The organism is Streptomyces roseolus, from assembly GCF_014649855.1.
Lineage (GTDB): Bacteria > Actinomycetota > Actinomycetes > Streptomycetales > Streptomycetaceae > Streptomyces > Streptomyces roseolus.
In genome coordinates, this window is the sequence record NZ_BMTV01000007.1 from 15386 (window position 1) to 32115 (window position 16730).

21 protein-coding genes are annotated in these 16730 nt (G+C 73.5%); 14 read left to right on the forward strand and 7 right to left on the reverse strand.

The annotated features are described in order from the left end of the window. Positions 1-81: 81 nt before the first annotated feature. The 4 genes from IE245_RS09930 (at position 82) to IE245_RS09945 (ending at position 1582) form a co-directional block, all read left to right on the forward strand. A complete protein-coding gene (locus IE245_RS09930; protein ID WP_189946422.1) occupies positions 82-594 on the forward strand; it encodes a MarR family winged helix-turn-helix transcriptional regulator in 513 nt (170 codons plus the stop codon). A 33-nt stretch (positions 595-627) separates the two neighbouring features. Next, positions 628-1074 carry a sigma factor-like helix-turn-helix DNA-binding protein gene (locus IE245_RS09935; RefSeq protein WP_189946423.1) on the forward strand — a complete coding sequence of 149 codons (447 nt, stop codon included), beginning with the start codon at positions 628-630 and terminating at the stop codon, positions 1072-1074. Further along, a complete protein-coding gene (locus IE245_RS09940; RefSeq protein WP_189946424.1) occupies positions 1071-1319 on the forward strand; it encodes a hypothetical protein in 249 nt (82 codons plus the stop codon). The genes IE245_RS09935 and IE245_RS09940 overlap by 4 nt, the downstream gene beginning before the upstream one ends. A 71-nt stretch (positions 1320-1390) precedes the next feature. After that, on the forward strand, positions 1391-1582 hold the full coding sequence (locus IE245_RS09945) for a DUF1059 domain-containing protein (RefSeq protein ID WP_189946425.1): 192 nt from the start codon (positions 1391-1393) through the stop codon (positions 1580-1582). Between the two features lie 142 nt (positions 1583-1724). Here the strand turns inward: IE245_RS09945 and IE245_RS09950 are convergent, their stop codons facing one another. Further along, a complete protein-coding gene (locus tag IE245_RS09950) occupies positions 1725-2879 on the reverse strand; it encodes a cystathionine gamma-synthase (protein ID WP_189946426.1) in 1155 nt (384 codons plus the stop codon). 139 nt (positions 2880-3018) lie between these two features. On the opposite strand from IE245_RS09950, the gene IE245_RS09955 reads away from it, so the two are divergent. Beyond that, positions 3019-4125 carry a tetratricopeptide repeat protein gene (locus IE245_RS09955; protein ID WP_189946427.1) on the forward strand — a complete coding sequence of 369 codons (1107 nt, stop codon included), beginning with the start codon at positions 3019-3021 and terminating at the stop codon, positions 4123-4125. 415 nt (positions 4126-4540) lie between these two features. Next, complete coding sequence (gene msrA, locus IE245_RS09960) at positions 4541-5200, forward strand: peptide-methionine (S)-S-oxide reductase MsrA (protein ID WP_189946428.1); 660 nt, start codon at positions 4541-4543, stop codon at positions 5198-5200. Positions 5201-5281: 81 nt separating this feature from the next. On the opposite strand, the gene greA is transcribed toward msrA, so the two are convergent. Both greA and IE245_RS09970 read right to left on the reverse strand, forming a co-directional pair. Continuing rightward, a complete protein-coding gene (gene greA / locus IE245_RS09965) occupies positions 5282-5779 on the reverse strand; it encodes a transcription elongation factor GreA (RefSeq protein ID WP_030497204.1) in 498 nt (165 codons plus the stop codon). A 189-nt stretch (positions 5780-5968) separates the two neighbouring features. Next, a complete protein-coding gene (locus tag IE245_RS09970) occupies positions 5969-6370 on the reverse strand; it encodes a DUF4307 domain-containing protein (RefSeq protein WP_189946429.1) in 402 nt (133 codons plus the stop codon). 98 nt (positions 6371-6468) lie between these two features. On the opposite strand from IE245_RS09970, the gene mca reads away from it, so the two are divergent. The 5 genes from mca (at position 6469) to IE245_RS09995 (ending at position 11462) form a co-directional block, all read left to right on the forward strand. Beyond that, a complete protein-coding gene (mca, locus tag IE245_RS09975; RefSeq protein ID WP_189946430.1) occupies positions 6469-7350 on the forward strand; it encodes a mycothiol conjugate amidase Mca in 882 nt (293 codons plus the stop codon). 1 nt (position 7351) lies between these two features. Next, positions 7352-7585 (forward strand): hypothetical protein, encoded by a 234-nt coding sequence (locus IE245_RS09980; protein WP_189946431.1) that lies wholly within the window; start codon positions 7352-7354, stop codon positions 7583-7585. Between the two features lie 221 nt (positions 7586-7806). Further along, complete coding sequence (locus IE245_RS09985) at positions 7807-8685, forward strand: metallophosphoesterase family protein (RefSeq protein ID WP_189946432.1); 879 nt, start codon at positions 7807-7809, stop codon at positions 8683-8685. Continuing rightward, a complete protein-coding gene (locus IE245_RS09990) occupies positions 8682-9401 on the forward strand; it encodes a 4'-phosphopantetheinyl transferase family protein (protein WP_189946433.1) in 720 nt (239 codons plus the stop codon). Before IE245_RS09985 ends, IE245_RS09990 begins: the two co-directional genes overlap by 4 nt. A 36-nt stretch (positions 9402-9437) precedes the next feature. Then, positions 9438-11462, forward strand: coding sequence for a thioredoxin domain-containing protein (locus IE245_RS09995; RefSeq protein ID WP_189946434.1), 2025 nt, complete (start codon positions 9438-9440; stop codon positions 11460-11462). 76 nt (positions 11463-11538) lie between these two features. Here IE245_RS09995 and IE245_RS10000 read toward each other — a convergent pair whose 3' ends face one another. Both IE245_RS10000 and IE245_RS10005 read right to left on the reverse strand, forming a co-directional pair. Then, on the reverse strand, positions 11539-11937 hold the full coding sequence (locus IE245_RS10000) for a rodlin (RefSeq protein ID WP_189946435.1): 399 nt from the start codon (positions 11935-11937) through the stop codon (positions 11539-11541). Positions 11938-12033: 96 nt separating this feature from the next. Next, complete coding sequence (locus IE245_RS10005) at positions 12034-13068, reverse strand: LCP family protein (RefSeq protein ID WP_189946436.1); 1035 nt, start codon at positions 13066-13068, stop codon at positions 12034-12036. 187 nt (positions 13069-13255) lie between these two features. On the opposite strand from IE245_RS10005, the gene IE245_RS10010 reads away from it, so the two are divergent. Then, the gene (locus IE245_RS10010) at positions 13256-13414 is read left to right on the forward strand and encodes a hypothetical protein (RefSeq protein WP_189946437.1); all 159 of its coding nucleotides are present in this window, start codon (positions 13256-13258) and stop codon (positions 13412-13414) included. A 58-nt stretch (positions 13415-13472) separates the two neighbouring features. On the opposite strand, the gene IE245_RS10015 is transcribed toward IE245_RS10010, so the two are convergent. Then, complete coding sequence (locus IE245_RS10015; protein ID WP_189946438.1) at positions 13473-13883, reverse strand: rodlin; 411 nt, start codon at positions 13881-13883, stop codon at positions 13473-13475. A gap of 219 nt (positions 13884-14102) precedes the next feature. On the opposite strand from IE245_RS10015, the gene IE245_RS10020 reads away from it, so the two are divergent. Then, on the forward strand, positions 14103-14516 hold the full coding sequence (locus IE245_RS10020) for a rodlin (protein ID WP_189946439.1): 414 nt from the start codon (positions 14103-14105) through the stop codon (positions 14514-14516). Positions 14517-14695: 179 nt separating this feature from the next. Beyond that, the gene (locus IE245_RS10025) at positions 14696-14929 is read left to right on the forward strand and encodes a chaplin (RefSeq protein ID WP_189946440.1); all 234 of its coding nucleotides are present in this window, start codon (positions 14696-14698) and stop codon (positions 14927-14929) included. A gap of 463 nt (positions 14930-15392) precedes the next feature. On the opposite strand, the gene IE245_RS10030 is transcribed toward IE245_RS10025, so the two are convergent. After that, positions 15393-16712, reverse strand: a complete 1320-nt coding sequence (locus tag IE245_RS10030) for a carboxylate--amine ligase (protein WP_229851187.1) — start codon at positions 16710-16712, stop codon at positions 15393-15395. Positions 16713-16730 lie beyond the last annotated feature (18 nt).

The following is a 16730-nucleotide window of genomic DNA, read 5'->3' on the forward strand; positions in this document are numbered from 1 at the left end:
GCACGGCCGGTACGGAGCCCGCCCCGTCCGCGTACTCTGTCCCCCACACCGACCACCCCCGCACGAGAGAGCCCCCCAGCCATGCCCACATCTCAGGACATGACGACCGAGCTCGACCCCGGCCTCCTCGATGCCCTCCAGCACCAGGTGGCCGTCTTCGCCCGCCGGGCCGAGCAGACCCGCCTCGGCGGCACCGGACAGCTCCGCAACTCCATGGACCGGGCCGCCTACCTCCTCCTCAACCGTCTCGACCAGGAAGGGCCGATGGGCGTCAAGGCGCTCGCGGCCGGCATGGGGATCGACTCCTCGACCGTGACCCGCCAGGTCGCCCCGCTCGTCGACTCCGGCCTCGTCAAGCGCGCCTCGCACCCCGAGGACGGCCGCGCGGTCGTCCTCCAGCTCTCCCCGCGGGGCCTGGAGCGCCTGGAGGAGGTCCGCTCCTCGCGCCGCACGCTCATGGCCGAGGTCACCGACGGCTGGACGGAGGACGAGCGCGCGTCCTTCTGCTCCCTGCTCACCCGCTTCAACGCGGCGCTCTCCGCCCGCCAGTCCGGGCACCCCGCCGGCAGCGGGAGTTCGACGCAGGGGGGTTGACCCCGCTTCCCTCCCCGCCCCATACATGAGCGGGTGGGGAAGCAGCGGATCCGATCGGAACACGCCGCCCGCGCCCGGGAGTTCGACGCCTTCGTGGCGGGAGCGGCGGGGCGGCTGCTGCACGTCGCGACGCTGCTCACCGCCGAGACCCGGGCCCGGAACCCGTACGCCCGCGCGCTCCTCGCCGCCGCCCTCGCCCACACGTACGCGGTCCGTGACCGCGGCCACGACGAGGATCCGTACGCCCTGACCCGTGACGGGCTCGCCCTCCGCTTCGCCCGGACCGCCCGGCGGCACCGCGCCGGCCGCGGCGGCGTCCTCGGCCTCCTCACCCCGCGGGAGCGGCTCGTCCTCGTGCTTCGCCTGTACGAGGACGTGCCCGAGGAGCAGACCGCCGCGCTGCTCGGCCTCCCGGAGGCCCGGGTCCGCGCGGTGTGCGCCCGCGCGGTGGCGCGCGTCAGGAAGGGGGCCGCCGCGTGAGGCACGGTGACAAGGAGGCGGCCGTCCGGCGGCTGCTCGACACGCCCCATCCGCCCGTCCCGGGCGATCTGGCGGCGCGGGCGGCGGCCCGCGGCGGCCGGGCCCGGCGGCGGGAGCGGGCGCTGCGGCGGACCGGCGGCGTGCTGGCCGGGATCGCCGCGCTGGCCTTCTCCCTCTGGGCGGCCGAGGCCCGCCCCTGGGAGCCGCCGCCGGCCGCGACGACACCGCCGTTCGCCGGGCCGTGAGGACGGTTCTAGCCTGGAGGAAGGGGGCGGCCGGAACAGCATCGGCCGGAACAGCGTCGCAGGAGGCCGACATGACCAGGAAAGCCGCCGACTGCCGGGACACCCCGAGCGTGTCGGGCTGCTCGCTCTACATCTCGGGCGAGGAGGAGGAAGTGGTCCGCGCGGCCACCGAGCACGCCGTCTCCGTGCACGAGCACGCGGACTCGCCGGAGCTGCGGGACGAGATCAGGGCGAGCCTGAAGGACCCGCTGCCGGGGACCTGAGCCGGCCCGGCGCCCAGGGACCCGGACGGCCTGCTGCCGGGGTCCCGAACGGCCTGCCGCCGGGGACCTGGGCGGCCCGGCGGCCCCGGGCACGGGATCACCTCGCCGTACCCGGGCCCGCGTGCGGACCGGCGCCGCCGGATCAGCCCAGCGCCTCGCGGAGGTCGGCGATCAGGTCGTCGACGTTCTCGATGCCGACCGACAGGCGGACCAGGTCGGCCGGGACCTCCAGGGCCGAACCGGCGACGCTGGCGTGCGTCATCCGGCCCGGGTGCTCGATCAGCGACTCGACGCCGCCGAGGGACTCGCCCAGGGTGAAGAGCCTCGCGCGGTCGCAGACGGCGACCGCCGCCTCCTCGCCGCCCTCGACGCGGAAGGAGATCATGCCGCCGAAGGACCGCATCTGCTTGGCCGCGACCTCGTGGCCGGGGTGCTCGGCGAGCCCCGGGTAGAGGACCTGCGTGACCTTCGGGTGCCGGGTCAGGAAGTCGGCGACCTTCGTCGCGTTCTCGCCGTGGCGGTCCATGCGGACGGCGAGGGTCTTGATGCCGCGCAGCACGATCCACGAGTCGAACGGACCGGCCACCGCGCCCATCGCGTTCTGGTGGTACGCCAGCTCCTCGCCGAGTTCCGCGTCGGCCGCGACCAGGGCGCCGCCGACGACGTCCGAGTGGCCGCCCATGTACTTGGTGAGGGAGTGCACGACGACGTCCGCGCCGAGCGCCAGCGGCTGCTGGAGGTAGGGCGAGGCGAAGGTGTTGTCGACGACCAGCTTCACCCCGGCCTGCCGGGCCACGCCCGCGACCGCCTCGATGTCGGTGATGCCGAGCAGCGGGTTCGACGGCGTCTCGACCCAGATCAGCTTCGTGCGGTCGTTGACCGCGGCGCGCACCGAGGCGACGTCCGAGGTGTTCGCCACGGAGAAGTCCACGCCCCAGCGCTGCACGACCTTGGCGAAGAGCCGGAAGGTGCCGCCGTACGCGTCGTTCGGGATGACCACGTGGTCGCCGGGGGAGAGGAGGGTGCGCAGCAGGCAGTCCTCGGCGGCCAGGCCGGAGGCGAAGGCGAGGCCGCGCCGGCCGCCCTCCAGGGCCGCGAGGTTCTCCTCCAGGGCGGTACGCGTCGGATTGGCGCTGCGGCTGTACTCGTAGCCGCCGCGCAGCCCGCCCACCCCGTCCTGCTTGTAGGTGGACACCTGGTAGATGGGCGGGACGACCGCGCCGGTCAGCGGGTCGGCGGTGTTGCCCGCGTGGATGGCGCGGGTCTCGAAGTTCTGGTGGTTGTGCTGGTCGCTCATGGTCAGGAGCGTAGTGCCGGGGTCCGCTTCCTGCCGCTGTTCGTCCACAGGGGCGGCGTGGCCCGGCGGATGCCGGGGAGTTGTCCACAGACCGGTCCCGGCCGGGTTCCTCCCCACCGGTGTCCTGGACAATGGACGCATGGAGATTCTCTGGTTCCTGATCGCCCTGGGCCTGCTCTTCGGCGTCCTCGGCCCCTATCTGCTGCGCCGTCGCGGCGGCGGCATCCGGCAGGTCGCGCCCGGCACGCCCGACGCGGCCGACCCGGAGGCGTACGGATTCGTCCGTCAGGAGGAGCTGGACGTGCGGCTCCCGGGCCCCGACCACGATCTCCTCGACGTCCTCCGGGTCGTCCAGGCCACCCAGGACTGGCGGGCCGCGTCCCAGCTCCTCGCCGGGACGCCGAAGGAGGGCGAGGTCCGCTGGCAGCGCGTCCAGGCCTTCGCGGGCGCGGCCTCCCTGGAGCTCGCGGAGAAGCCGGGCGCCGGCGGTTCCTGGCTGCGCGCCTGGCGTTCGGACGCGCCGAAGGACGCGGGCGCGGCGGCGGTGCACGCGGAGTTCCTGGTGCAGCAGGCGTGGCGCTCCTCGGCGGCCGGCAGCGACGACTTCCGGATCATCCTGGAGGAGGCCCGGAAGGTCGCGGAGGAGGCGGCGCTGCTGGCCCCCGGCGACCCGGTCCCGTACATCACGCAGCTGGCCGTGGCCCGCGGACTCGGCTACACCCACGAGCAGTTCGACCAGGTGTGGGCGAAGGTCATCGACCGGGCGCCGCAGCACATGGGGGCGCATCTGGCGGCCCTGCACTACTGGTGCGAGAAGTGGCACGGCTCGCGCGAGGAGGCCGACCACTTCGCGACGACGGCCGCCGCCCGCGCCCCGCAGGGCTCGCTGCTCGCCGCGCTGCCGCTCTTCGCGGTCTTCGAGCACGTGCCGGACGTGGTGCTCGTCCAGGACTTCTACCGCACGGCCGTGGTGAGCAGGGCGATGGAGGGCGCGCTGTACGCGGTGCACTCGGCCCGCCCGGACGACCCGATGCTGTCGCACGTGCGCCATCTGCTCGTGTACTTCCTGGTGCGCGGCGAGCGCTGGGCGGAGGCGATGCGCCAGCTGGTCCACGTCGACGGCCACGTGGGCGCGGTCCCGTGGACGCTGAGCGGCGACCCGGCGGCCGAGTACACCCTGTACCGGAACCTGGCGGTGGCCGGCTACGAGTCGAACGGCGGCAGCCCGGCCACCCTGCGCCACTGACGACACCCGGCACCGAGCCCCCGCCCCCGACGAGCCCTCTCCGGGCCACGCCGGGCCGCCCACGCGGCCCGGCCCTCGACGCGGGCCCGACCGCCCACGTGGCCCGGTCCTCGGCGGGTCCCGCCCTCCACGGGGTCGCCCTCCGCGCAGTCCGGCCCTCCGTGGCCCCACCGTCCGCGCCCCCCGGCGCAGCCCGCGCCCCCGCCACCCCGCCCCCGCCGTCCCGCAGTCCGCGCCCCCGCCCCGCGTGGTCCGCGCCCCCGCCGCCCCGCCCTCCGCCCGGCTCCGGCCGCGCCGTCGCCCGGCCCCCTGCGGGGCCGCTCCTCCGAGCCCGCTCCGCAGCCGCCCGCGGGGAACAGCGGTGCCCCCGTCGGCGTTGTGTCCACTGCCGAACCGCGTCGAGGAGAGATGCCGCATGTTCCTGTCCCGCACCCCCGTCCTGCCCACCCCGGAGCAGGCCCTGCGCGGCCGCCCGGAGCCGGAGTTCTCCGTCCCCGAGCGCCACACGGTGCTCGGCAACCCGCTGCTCGGCCCGTACCCGGAGGGCCTGGAGGTCGCCGACTTCGGCCTCGGCTGCTTCTGGGGCGCCGAGCGGAAGTTCTGGCAGACCGACGGCGTCTGGACCACGCTCGTCGGCTACCAGGGCGGCTACACGCCGAACCCGACGTACGAGGAGGTCTGCTCGGGCCTCACCGGGCACACCGAGGTCGTCCGGGTCGTCTTCGACCCGGCGAAGGTGTCGTACGAGACCCTGCTCAAGGTCTTCTGGGAGTCCCACGACCCGACGCAGGGCTTCCGCCAGGGCAACGACGTGGGCACCCAGTACCGCTCCGCCGTCTACACCCACACGCCCGCCCAGGCCGGGACGGCCGAGGCGTCCCGCGCCGCCTACCAGAAGGTCCTGACGGCCTCCGGCTACGGCGAGATCACCACCACCGTCCTCCCCGCCGACGACCGCGCCTTCTACCCGGCCGAGGCCTACCACCAGCAGTACCTCGACAAGAACCCGGCCGGTTACTGCGGCATCGGCGGCACCGGCGTCTCCTGCCCGATCGGGGTCGCCAAGGCCGAGTAGCCGGCGCGCGGGACCCTGCGACGCCGAAGGGCCGGTCCCCCCCCGGGAGGGGGACCGGCCCTTCGGTCGTGGAGAGGGGGCTCAGCCGGTGTAGGGCTTGGCGCTGAGGATCTTGACCATGGCCTTCTTGCCGTTCGGAAGCTCGTACTCGGCGTCGTCGCCGGCCTTCTTGCCGTTGACGCCGATGCCGAGCGGAGACTGCGGCGAGTAGGTGTCGATCTTGTCGCTCGCGTACTCGCGGGAGGCGAGCAGGAAGGTCATCGTGTCGGACTCGTCGCCGTCGAAGGCGATCGTGACGACCATGCCGGGCTCGACGACGCCGTCGTCCGCCGGGGCCTCGCCGACCTTCGCGTTCTGCAGCAGCTGGGTCAGCTGGCGGACCCGGAGCTCCTGCTTGCCCTGCTCCTCCTTCGCCGCGTGGTACCCGCCGTTCTCGCGCAGGTCGCCCTCCTCGCGCGCGGCGGCGATCTTCGCGGCGATCTCGGTACGCGCGGGACCAGACAGGTACTCAAGCTCGTCCTTGAGCTTGTTGTACGCCTCCTGGGTGAGCCAGGTGACGTTGTCGCTGGTCTGGGTCACAGGTGCTCCTCGTAGGTACTGGGAATACAAAGCATCGCCCTACGCGGAAAGCCGGCGCCTTCCGGGTGGGCGAAACCACGAGCCTAACAATGTGTGGCGGAAAGCGGGAGGACATAAACCATCGGAATGGCGTCGGTCCAGGTCACCGCGGTGGCCCGCCGGGGCCCGTCCCGATGTCCCTACCCGCCGCTAACGCGGCGTACACCCCAGCAGCTCCGCGCTGGTGGCGCGGGCGGTGGTGCGGAGCGAGTAGACGCGGTCGACCCGGCCGGCCGGCTCGTCGACCACGACGTCCTTGCGGGCCACCTCGGCGCCGTCCTCGGAACGGGAGCGGAGCGTGCACACGCCCTCGACGCCCTCGTCCTTGCGGACCTCCAGGTGCACCTGCACCTCGGAGTCGCTCACCACGTCGAACTTGATCAACTCGGCGCTGATCCTGCTGCCGCCGACGTGGTGCCAGCCGAACCAGACGATCATGGCGAGGAAGAGGGTGCCGAGGACCGCTCCGGCGATCTTCAGCTTCCGGTCGGCCCGCTCGTCCGCGGAGCGCCCGTAGCGCCCCTCGGGCGGCTGCTCTCGCACGGCGCTCATGGTTCGGTCCTCTCGGGGCGGGGGCGGCGGAATTTTCGTCCCCCCGATTCCGTCACTATAGAGACCACCCTCCGCGTCGAATCACTGAGGATCGAGTCTTGACTGAGCAGCTGCGACTGATGGCCGTTCACGCCCACCCCGACGACGAGTCGAGCAAGGGCGCGGCGACCATGGCCAAGTACGTGTCCGAGGGGGTGGACGTCCTGGTGGTGACGTGCACGGGCGGCGAGCGGGGTTCGGTCCTGAACCCGAAGCTCCAGGGCGACCCCTCCATCGAGGAGAACATCCACGAGGTCCGCCGCAAGGAGATGGACGAGGCCCGGGAGATCCTGGGCGTGCGACAGGAGTGGCTCGGCTTCGTCGACTCGGGGCTGCCCGAGGGCGACCCGCTGCCGCCGCTCCCCGAGGGCTGCTTCGCCCTGGAGGACGTGGACCACGCGGCCGGCGAGCTGGTGCGCAAGATCCGTTCCTTCCGTCCGCAGGTCATCACGACCTACGACGAGAACGGCGGGTACCCGCACCCGGACCACATCATGACCCACAAGATCACGATGGTGGCCTTCGACGGCGCGGCCGACGCCGAGAAGTTCCCCGAGGCCGAGTACGGCCCGGTCTTCACGCCGCAGAAGCTCTACTACAACCAGGGCTTCAACCGCCCGCGCACCGAGGCCCTGCACAAGGCGCTCCTCGACCGGGGCCTGGAGTCCCCGTACGGCGACTGGCTGGCGCGGTGGAGCGAGTTCGAGCGCAAGGAGCGGACGCTCACCACCTTCGTCCCGTGCGCCGACTTCTTCGAGACCCGCGACCGGGCGCTGATCGCCCACGCCACCCAGATCGACCCCGACGGCGGCTGGTTCCGCGTCCCGATGGAGATCCAGAAGGAGGTCTGGCCGACGGAGGAGTACGAGCTCAGCAAGTCCCTGGTGCCGACCTCCCTCCCCGAGGAAGATCTCTTCGCGGGCATCCGGGACAATGCCTAGCATGAGCGCACACCTCGCACTGACGCAGCTGGTCCCCTTCGCCGCCGAAGAGCTGGACAAGAACAAGGTGACCCCCGGCGTCCTCGGGTTCGTCGTCTTCGCGGTCCTGGCCCTCGCCGTCTGGGCGCTGATGAAGTCGATGAACCGCCACATGCACAAGATCGACTTCGAGGAGGCCCCGGAGACCGCCGAGGCCGCCCCCGGCGGCGGCAAGGCCGCCCCCGCCGCGAAGTAGCGGAGCACCCGCTCCCGCACTCCCGTACACGTGTCCGCACCGCGTCTCCTCGCGGTGCGGACACGCGTGTCTCCGGGCCGGCGGCCCGCGCCGGCGGCGCCGGTCACCGAGAGCGACGTGACAGGGTGTGGCGGGACGCGTGCGCGCCACGCGCCCGGTGGCGCAGACTTCGTCAGGACCGCCGCAGGACCCGCGCCGACACGTGAGGGTGGACAGAACTGATGCCGGAAGACACCGCCATCGCCGGCACGGGACGGTCCGCCGGCCGTCTGCTGGCCGTCTCCGACCTGCACATCGCCTACCGCGAGAACCGCGCCATCCTGGAGGAGCGGGTCCTCCCCACCTCCCCCGACGACTGGCTGCTGGTCGCCGGCGACGTCGGCGAGACCGTCTCCGACGTCGAAGGCGCCCTCAAGCTGCTCCGCGACCGCTTCGCCCGGGTGATCTGGGTGCCCGGAAACCACGAGCTGTGGACCCCGGGGGACGACCCCGTCCAGCTGCGCGGGGAGGAGCGCTACCGCCACCTCGTGGAGATCTGCCGGGGACTCGGCGTGCTGACCCCCGAGGACCCGTACCCGGTGTGGACCGGAGCCGGCGGCCCGGTGGTCGTGGCTCCCCTGTTCCTCCTCTACGACTACTCGTTCCGCGCCGACGGCCTCACCCAGGAGCAGGCGCTGGCCGCCGCGTACGAGTCGGGCGTGGTCTGCTCGGACGAGTTCCTCCTCCACCCCGAGCCGTACCCCTCCCGCGACGCCTGGTGCCGGGCGCGGGTCGCCGAGACCAGGGCCCGGCTCGACGCCGTCGACCCGTCCCTGCCCACCGTCCTCGTCAACCACTTCCCGCTCGTGCGGGAGGACACCGCACTGCTCCACTACCAGGAGTTCGCCCAGTGGTGCGGCACCACGCTCACCGCCGACTGGCACACCCGCTACCGCGCCGCGGCCGTCGTGTACGGGCACCTGCACATCCCGCGCACCACCTTCCACGACGGCGTCCGCTTCGAGGAGGTCTCCATCGGCTACCCGAGGGAGCACCGCAAGCGCGGCCTGCCCCGGGGAGTGCTGCGGGACGTCCTGCGGGTGCGCGGGGAGGAGCGGTGATCGGGGCCGTCCTGCCGCCGGAGGCGTCCTGGGCGACGCTCGACCACGACCCGGGGCCCGACGTGCTGTTCCCCGCCGAGGCCGCGCTCGTCGCCGACTCCGTCGCCTCCCGGCGCGCCGAGTTCGCCGCCGGCCGGCACTGCGCCCGGTTGGCCCTGGCGCGCCTCGGCGTCCCGCCCGTCGAGATACCGGCCGGGCCGCGCGGCGAACCCCGCTGGCCGGACGGGATCGTCGGCAGCCTCACCCACTGCGCCGGACTGCGGGCCGCCGCCGTCGCCCGCCGCACGGACCTCCGCTCCGTCGGCATCGACGCCGAACCGCACGCCCCCCTCCCGGAGGGCGTACGCGACGCCATCGCGCTCCCCGAGGAGGCCGCGCACCTCCGGGACCTGCGGCGCGAGCGGCCCGACGTCCACTGGGACCGTCTGCTGTTCAGCGCCAAGGAGTCCGTCTACAAGGCGTGGTTCCCGCTGGCCGGCCGCATGCTCGGCTTCGACGAGGCCCGCCTCGCCTTCGCCCCGGACGGCCGCTTCACCGCCCGCCTCCTCGTCCCGGGCCCGCACGTCGACGGCCGCACCCTGACCGGCTTCACCGGCCGCTGGACGATCACCCCCCACCACGTCGTGACCTCGGTCCACGTCCCGGCCCCCGGCACCGGGGAGACCCGCGACCGGCCCCTCTCGCCCCCCATCGCGACGCCCGGAAGCGCCCCGTAACAGCCATCGCGCCCCCCGTTGCGCAAGGATGGGGACATGCCCAACCGACTCGCTCAGGCCACGTCCCCGTACCTCCTCCAGCACGCCGACAACCCCGTCGACTGGTGGCCCTGGTCGCCCGAGGCCTTCGAGGAGGCCCGCCGCCGGGACGTCCCCGTACTGCTCAGCGTCGGTTACAGCTCGTGCCACTGGTGCCACGTCATGGCGCACGAGTCCTTCGAGGACGAGGCCACCGCCGCGCTGCTCAACGAGCACTTCGTCGCCGTGAAGGTGGACCGGGAGGAGCGGCCCGACATCGACGCCGTGTACATGGAGGCCGTGCAGGCCGCCACCGGTCAGGGCGGCTGGCCCATGACCGTCTTCCTCACCCCCGACGCCGCCCCCTTCTACTTCGGCACCTACTTCCCGCCGGAGCCCCGCCACGGCATGCCGTCCTTCCCCGAGGTCCTCGAAGGCGTCCACACCGCCTGGACCGAGCGCCGCGGCGAGGTCGCCGAGGTCGCCGGCCGGATCGTGAAGGACCTCGCCGGGCGCTCCCTCGCCGTCGTCGGCGACGGCCTCCCCGGAGAGGAGGAGCTCGCCGCCGCCCTCCTCGGCCTCACCCGCGACTACGACGCCGCCCGCGGCGGCTTCGGCGGCGCCCCCAAGTTCCCGCCGTCGATGGTCCTGGAGTTCCTCCTCCGCCACCACGCCCGCACCGGCTCCGAGGGCGCCCTCCAGATGGCCGCCGACACCTGCGAGGCGATGGCCCGCGGCGGCATCTACGACCAGCTCGGCGGCGGCTTCGCCCGCTACGCCGTGGACCGCGCCTGGGTCGTCCCGCACTTCGAGAAGATGCTGTACGACAACGCCCTGCTCTGCCGGGTCTACGCCCACCTGTGGAAGGCCACCGGCAGCGTCCTCGCCCGCCGGGTCGCCCTGGAGACCGCCGACTTCATGGTGCGCGAACTCCGCACTCCCGAAGGCGGCTTCGCCTCCGCGCTCGACGCCGACAGTGACGACAGCACCGGCAAGCACGTCGAAGGCGCCTACTACGTCTGGACCCCCGCCCAGCTGGAGGAGGCGCTCGGCGCCGAGGACGCCGCCCTCGCCGCCGCCCACTACGGAGTCACTGAGGAGGGCACCTTCGAGCACGGCGCCTCGGTCCTCCAGCTCCCCCAGGAGGCGGGTCCCGCCGACGCCGGCCGGATCGCCTCCATCCGCACCCGGCTCCACGCCGCCCGCGAGCGGCGCGAGCGCCCAGGCCGCGACGACAAGGTCGTCGCCGCCTGGAACGGCCTCGCGATCGCCGCCCTCGCCGAGACCGGTGCCCTCTTCGACCGCGCCGACCTGGTGGAGCGCGCCACCGAGGCCGCCGACCTGTTGGTCCGCCTCCATTTCGACGACGGCGGCCGGCTCGCCCGCACCTCGAAGGACGGGCGGGCCGGCGGCCACGCGGGCGTCCTGGAGGACTACGCCGACGTCGCCGAGGGCTTCCTGGCCCTCGCCGCCGTCACCGGCGAGGGCGCCTGGCTCGACTTCGCCGGCCTCCTCCTGGACCACGTCCTCGACCGCTTCACCGGCGAGGGCGGCGCGCTGTACGACACGGCCCACGACGCCGAGACCCTCATCCGGCGTCCCCAGGACCCCACCGACAACGCCACCCCGTCCGGCTGGACCGCCGCCGCCGGAGCACTGCTCTCGTACGCGGCCCACACCGGCTCGGAGGCCCACCGGACCGCCGCCGAGGGCGCCCTCGGCGTGGTCAAGGCGCTCGGCCCGCGTGCCCCCCGCTTCATCGGCTGGGGCCTCGCCGTCGCCGAGGCCCTGCTCGACGGCCCCCGCGAGATCGCCGTCGTCGGCCACGCCGCCGACCCCGTCTACCAGGAGCTGCGCCGTACGGCCCTGAGGGCGGCCACCCCCGGAGCGGTCCTCGCCGCCGGAGCCCCCGACAGCGAGGAGTTCCCGCTCCTGCGCGACCGCCCCCTGGTCGCCGGTTCGGCCGCCGCATACGTCTGCCGTCACTTCACCTGCGACGCACCCGTCACCGACCCGGACGCCCTGGCCCGGACGCTGCGCTGATCCCCTGACAAGGGCACGGCCCCGCCGCCCCTCCAGAGAGGGACGACGGGGCCGCGCCGTGGCCGAGCGCCGTTGCTCAGCTGTTGCCGGCGCCGTTGCCGGACAGCACGGGGATGTCGCTGAGGATGTGCGAGAGCGGCTCGTCACCCTTGGCCTGGGTGGAGTTCTCGACGCACTGCTGGTTCTGCGGGGAGGACAGGACGTTGATGTCCTGGACGGCGATCGGGATGAGGCCGACGATCGAACCGGCGTTGACCTTGGCCGGGAGACCGACGCACGGCTTGTTCAGGGAACCCTGGACGAGCGCGAACTGCGGGCTCATGTCGCCGTGGGTGGCGGAGTTGCCGAACTCCTGGTGCGCGCCGTTTCCGGAGAGCGAGGTGGTGCCACCGTCGTCGGCGATCGCGAGCGCCTGCCCGGCCGTCGCGCCGACGACCGAAACAGCCACCGCAGCGGTCGCGAGGAGCTTCTTCATGTTCTGGCCTTTCGGATGACTGGCCCGAGCTGAGTGCCGAGCCGTACTGATCAACTGGCCGGAGGGGCCGAGGTTCCGGCATGTCCACCGGACGGCCTACGGGCAGATGAGCGAAGACCCCCGGGCGGGGGCGTAGTCGGCGACGGAGAGCTTGCTGGGGGCGATGACGTCGCCGGGCGGCAGCGGCCGGTCCGCGCGCAGCCGCGCGAAGACCTCCGCGGCCCCCTCCTCGTCCCAGCCCACGGTGGATCCGACCCCGTCGATCACCGGGTTGAAGCCGCGGACCGGCACCGTCGCGAACTCGGTACGGGACGGCCCGAGGGCCTTCAACCGGTTCGCGAGCGTGAGGAGTTCGGACACCGAGACGCCCCGCTCGGCGGCGGCCGCGCCGCGCAGCGTCGAGGCGAGGGTCCGGAGCTTCGCCGGGTCCCCGAGGATCCCGCCGGAGCGCACCTGCTCCAGCATGTTGACGAGGAACTTCTGCTGCTTGCGGATGCGGCCGAAGTCCATCTCCCCGTCGGCCTTCCGCGAGCGCACGTACTGCAGCCCCTCGCCGCCGCCCACGTTCCGGGTGCCGACCGGGAGGTCCAGCCCGGTCGCCGGGTCCTTCAGCGGCTTCTGCGTGCAGATGGGCACCCCGTCCTCGACCCGGTCGACGCTGTCCATGAAGCGTCGGAAGTCGACTTCGAGGTAGCGGTGCACGGGGAGTCCGGTCATCGCCTCCACGGTCTCGATCGCGAGGGCCGGACCGCCTTCCGCGCGCGCCGCGTTGATCTTCGCGAGGTGGGCGTCGTGGACGGTGCCGGTCCGCCGGTCGGTGTGCGGACCGGGGAGTTCGGCGAGCGAGTCGCGGGGCAGGGAGAGCACGCTCACCCGGTCGTTCCCGGCGGAGACGTGCACGAGCATGATCGCGTCCGCGCAGTCGCAGTCCGCGCCGCCGAGCCGGAAACGTTCCTTCTCCTCTGCGGTGACCCCCGCCCGGGAATCGATGCCGACGAGGAGCAGATTGAGTCCCTTGGGGGGAGAGGGGAGTTCGGTGGGTCCGCCGAGGGCGGAGGCGAGGGCTCCGGGGGCGAGCGCGAGAAGCGCCGCCGGTGCGAGCAGGAGCCGCCACGGACGCGGGAATCTCATGCCCGCACGCTATTTCGACCCCGCTCGCACACAGTTGCGCGACGCGGTGCCGGGTGTGTGAATCACTCCGTTGCGAGGCTTGTGTAATGATGCGGGAATAGCAGCGGAAGGAGCGAGAATGACGCCGCCGGTTCCCGGTAATCCCGGGAAATGGGAACGGATGGCCTTCATTCCGAAGAGCCGGTACGTGAGCGATCCGCCGACCGTCGACCCGGCCCCGTCCACCCGGCAATTCCCGGTCTATTCCGCCCTGGTGACCCAGTGGGTGCAGGAGGGGCGGGCGGTGCCGGGCATGCCGGACCGGGAGTGGGAGCGCCTGATGTCCACGCCCGTCTGGCCGCGTTAGCGGGCCCGGTACGCGCGGAGGGGCCGCCCCGGCGGGGCGGCCCCTCGACGCGCGGTCGTCAGCTGTTGCCGACGCCGTTGCCCGAGAGGATCGGGATGTCCTCCAGGATGTGCGACAGCGGCTCGTCGCCCTTGGCCTGCGTCGAGTTCTCGACGCACTGCTGGTTCTGCGGGGAGGACAGGACGTTGACGTCCTGGACCGCGATCGGGATCGCGCCGACCAGCGAACCGGCGTTGAGCTTCGCCGGCAGACCGATGCACGGCTTGTTCAGGGAGCCCTGGACCAGCGCGAACTGCGGGCTCATGTTCCCGTACGTGTAGGAGTTGCCGTACTCCTGGTGGGCGAAGTTGCCGCTCTTGGAGGTGGTGCCTCCGTCGTCGGCGATGGCGAGGGCGGGGGTGGCCGCGGCGGCGGTGGCGCCGACGATCGAGGCGGCGGCGGCCGCAGTGGCCATGACCTTCTTGATCACGGGAGTTCCCTTCTAGAACCGGCTCCGTGCAGGGAGCCCCCTGGTCAACTGGCTTCGGAGCGCTGGGTTCCGCCCGGTCACCCCATTGGCGGAGCGCGCGCGGCAGCGCTCGTCGCGGCGCCCAGTCGATCGGGTGAAGCGCCGGAACCTCCGCCCCCGCCCGCAGTTGATCCCGTCGCATCAATCACGTCGATTGGTGGGAAGAGAAACGGAATCACCGTGATCAAGAAGATGATGACGGCCGCGGCCGTCACCGCTTCGGCCGTCGGCGTCGCCGCCGCGGCCGCCGCTCCCGCGATGGCCATCGCCAACGACGGCGGCACGACCTCCCTCTCCGGGAACGGCGCCCACCAGTCGTTCGGCAACTCGAAGACCAAGGGCGACATGAGCCCGCAGTTCTCGGCGGTCCAGGGCTCGCTGAACAAGCTCTGCCTGGGCGTCCCGGTCAAGGGCAACGTCGGCTCGGTCGTCGGCGTCCTCGTCCCGGTCGCCGTCCAGGACATCAACGTCCTGTCCTCCCCGCAGAACCAGCAGTGCGTCGAGAACTCGACGCAGGCCAAGGGCGACGAGCCGCTGTCGCACCTCGTGGAGGACATCCCGGTCCTCTCCGGCAACGGCATCGGCAACAGCTGATCCGGTAAAAGCGAACCGCAGGGCCGGAGGAATTCCTTCCTCCGGCCCTGTGTCGTGCGCGCCAACGGAGTGAATGCCCGGCCGGGCAACGCGAATTCCGGTTTCCTTCGCGGCAGTTTGTCGTTGTCCGTGTGAGCGACGGAAGCCGATCTTCCGCCGCGGAAAAGGAGCCAGACGAAATGAAGTGCAAGAAGGCTGCCGCCGTCATCGCCGGAGTCATCATGGCCATGGGCGCGGCCACCCCCGCCTTCGCCGACGCCGAGGCGGCCGGTGCGGCCATCGGTTCGCCGGGTGTCCTCTCGGGCAACGTCGTCCAGGTCCCGATCCACGTGCCGATCAACGTCTGCGGCAACAGCATCAACGTCATCGGCGCGCTGAACCCGGCCTTCGGCAACGTCTGCGTCAACGACTGATCCAGACCGCCGCGGCGGAGTCCACGGCAACCACCGGCCCCGGGAGGCACACCGCCTCCCGGGGCCGGCCCCTTTCCATGCCCGTCCGCCCGCCCGCCGCTGTCCGCCGCCGCCCGCCCGCCGCCGCCCGCCCGCCGCCGCGCGGCCGGCGAACCGGTCGCCGTGGGCGGCGAAGAAGGAGGCCGGGAGCGGGACGCCGTGATCGGCCGCACGCCCCGGGCGGCCGCGTAGGCGTCGAGCCCGTACGCCCCTGCCGGGGCGGGCGGAGAGCCGCGAGGCCCACGGCTCGGACTTCGGGAACATGCCGGAGGGCGTGGTGTGCCAGGGCTCCATGGGCCGGCCGAGGGCGACCGGGTCGAGGCCGCGGGCCGCCGCGTGCGCGGCTACCGAGAGCCCACAGGAGCCGGCCCGACGGCCGTCGGGCCGTGGACCGGATGCGCGTACGTCCTCGTGCCTTCCTTCTTCATCGCCGGGTGAGCCGGGCGGGGGAGGAGGGGCGGCCCGCGGGGCGGGGGAGGGTGACCGGGTGCCGGGGCCGGCGGGCCGCGAGCCGCCGGCGGACCGCCGCCAGGGCCCGGCGCAGCAGATGGGCGCACCAGGCGCGGCCCATGGCGAGCGCGGGCGCCGGGTCGTCGGCGGCGCACCAGGCGCGCTCGGTGCGCTCGGCGGGCTGCCGGGCGGTGCCGGGTCCGGGGGCGTACCGGCGGCGCGGGGAGGCGAGCAGCGAGAGCGCCGCGTAGTTCTCGACGACGAACCGGCGGCCGTACGCGGGGGAGAGCGGCGGCACCGGGCGCCCGGAGAGGTCCAGGTGCAGGGCCCGCACCACGTCGAGGCCCCCGCGGTCGGCGAAGAGCCGGAACTGGGCGCCGGGGCGGGGGTTGAAGTCGAGCAGGTGGTACGCGCCGGTGTCCGGGTCGAGCCGGAAGTCGAGGTCGCAGACGCCCCGGTGGCCGAGGGCTTCGAGCAGCCCGCGGGCGAGCCGGTCCACCTCGGGGTTGGGCGTCCAGCGGCCCACGGCGGTGAGCCCGGCCCCGTCCGGCCAGGACCGCTCCTTGCGGCCGGTGGCCCCGACGGCGCAGCGGCCGGCGGAGTCCGCGTACCCGTGGAAGAACCAGTCGAGGTCCCGGCCCGGCGGCAGCAGCTCCTGGAGCAGCAGCCGGCTGCCGGCCTGTGGGGTGCGGCGGTACAGCTCCCGCGCCTCGGCCGGCGAGCGGAGGATCGTCGTACTGCGCAGTCCCGAACCGGTGGGCAGCAGCCAGGGGCGGCTCCACTTGGCGACCACCGGCAGGCCGAGCGACCAGGCCATGGCGGCGGCCTCCTCGGCGTCGGCGGGGAGGCCGGTGCGCGGGTGGGGCAGGCCCAGCTCGGCGCAGACCCCGGCGAGCCGGGCCTTGTCCGCGACCCGCAGCAGCTGCTCCTCGGTCCGCTCGGGCAGCAGGAACCTGCCCGCGAGCTCGGTGCGGCGGCGGGCGAGCGCGAGGGCGCTGACGTCGTCCAGCGGCACGGCCAGCACCGGACCCGACGCGGTGCCGGCGACCTCATCGGCGATCCGGCGCAGCAGCGCGGCCAGTTCGGTGGAGGCCGTGGAGGCGGGCCGGACGTGGACCGAGCGGACGTACCGCGAACGGGCGACGGGGCTGTCGCGGGACTCGACGACCGCGTGCACGGGGATCCCGGCCCGGCCCAGGGAGCGGGCCGCCCCGAGGGTCCCGTGGTGGAAGGGGTTCCGGTCGAGCCGCACGAGGACTGCGGGTACGCGGGTGTCGAAAGGCGGCACGGCCATGGCCCCTTCATCTCGGGT

Coding starts and splice junctions, on each gene's coding strand:
- IE245_RS09930 (WP_189946422.1), top strand. CDS start 82: ATGCCCACATCTCAGGACATGACGACCGAGCTCGACCCCGGCCTCCTC.
- IE245_RS09945 (WP_189946425.1), top strand. CDS start 1,391: ATGACCAGGAAAGCCGCCGACTGCCGGGACACCCCGAGCGTGTCGGGC.
- IE245_RS09950 (WP_189946426.1), bottom strand. CDS start 2,879: ATGAGCGACCAGCACAACCACCAGAACTTCGAGACCCGCGCCATCCAC.
- IE245_RS09955 (WP_189946427.1), top strand. CDS start 3,019: ATGGAGATTCTCTGGTTCCTGATCGCCCTGGGCCTGCTCTTCGGCGTC.
- msrA (WP_189946428.1), top strand. CDS start 4,541: ATGTTCCTGTCCCGCACCCCCGTCCTGCCCACCCCGGAGCAGGCCCTG.
- IE245_RS09970 (WP_189946429.1), bottom strand. CDS start 6,370: ATGAGCGCCGTGCGAGAGCAGCCGCCCGAGGGGCGCTACGGGCGCTCC.
- IE245_RS09980 (WP_189946431.1), top strand. CDS start 7,352: ATGAGCGCACACCTCGCACTGACGCAGCTGGTCCCCTTCGCCGCCGAA.
- IE245_RS09985 (WP_189946432.1), top strand. CDS start 7,807: ATGCCGGAAGACACCGCCATCGCCGGCACGGGACGGTCCGCCGGCCGT.
- IE245_RS09995 (WP_189946434.1), top strand. CDS start 9,438: ATGCCCAACCGACTCGCTCAGGCCACGTCCCCGTACCTCCTCCAGCAC.
- IE245_RS10000 (WP_189946435.1), bottom strand. CDS start 11,937: ATGAAGAAGCTCCTCGCGACCGCTGCGGTGGCTGTTTCGGTCGTCGGC.
- IE245_RS10005 (WP_189946436.1), bottom strand. CDS start 13,068: ATGAGATTCCCGCGTCCGTGGCGGCTCCTGCTCGCACCGGCGGCGCTT.
- IE245_RS10025 (WP_189946440.1), top strand. CDS start 14,696: ATGAAGTGCAAGAAGGCTGCCGCCGTCATCGCCGGAGTCATCATGGCC.
- IE245_RS10030 (WP_229851187.1), bottom strand. CDS start 16,712: ATGGCCGTGCCGCCTTTCGACACCCGCGTACCCGCAGTCCTCGTGCGG.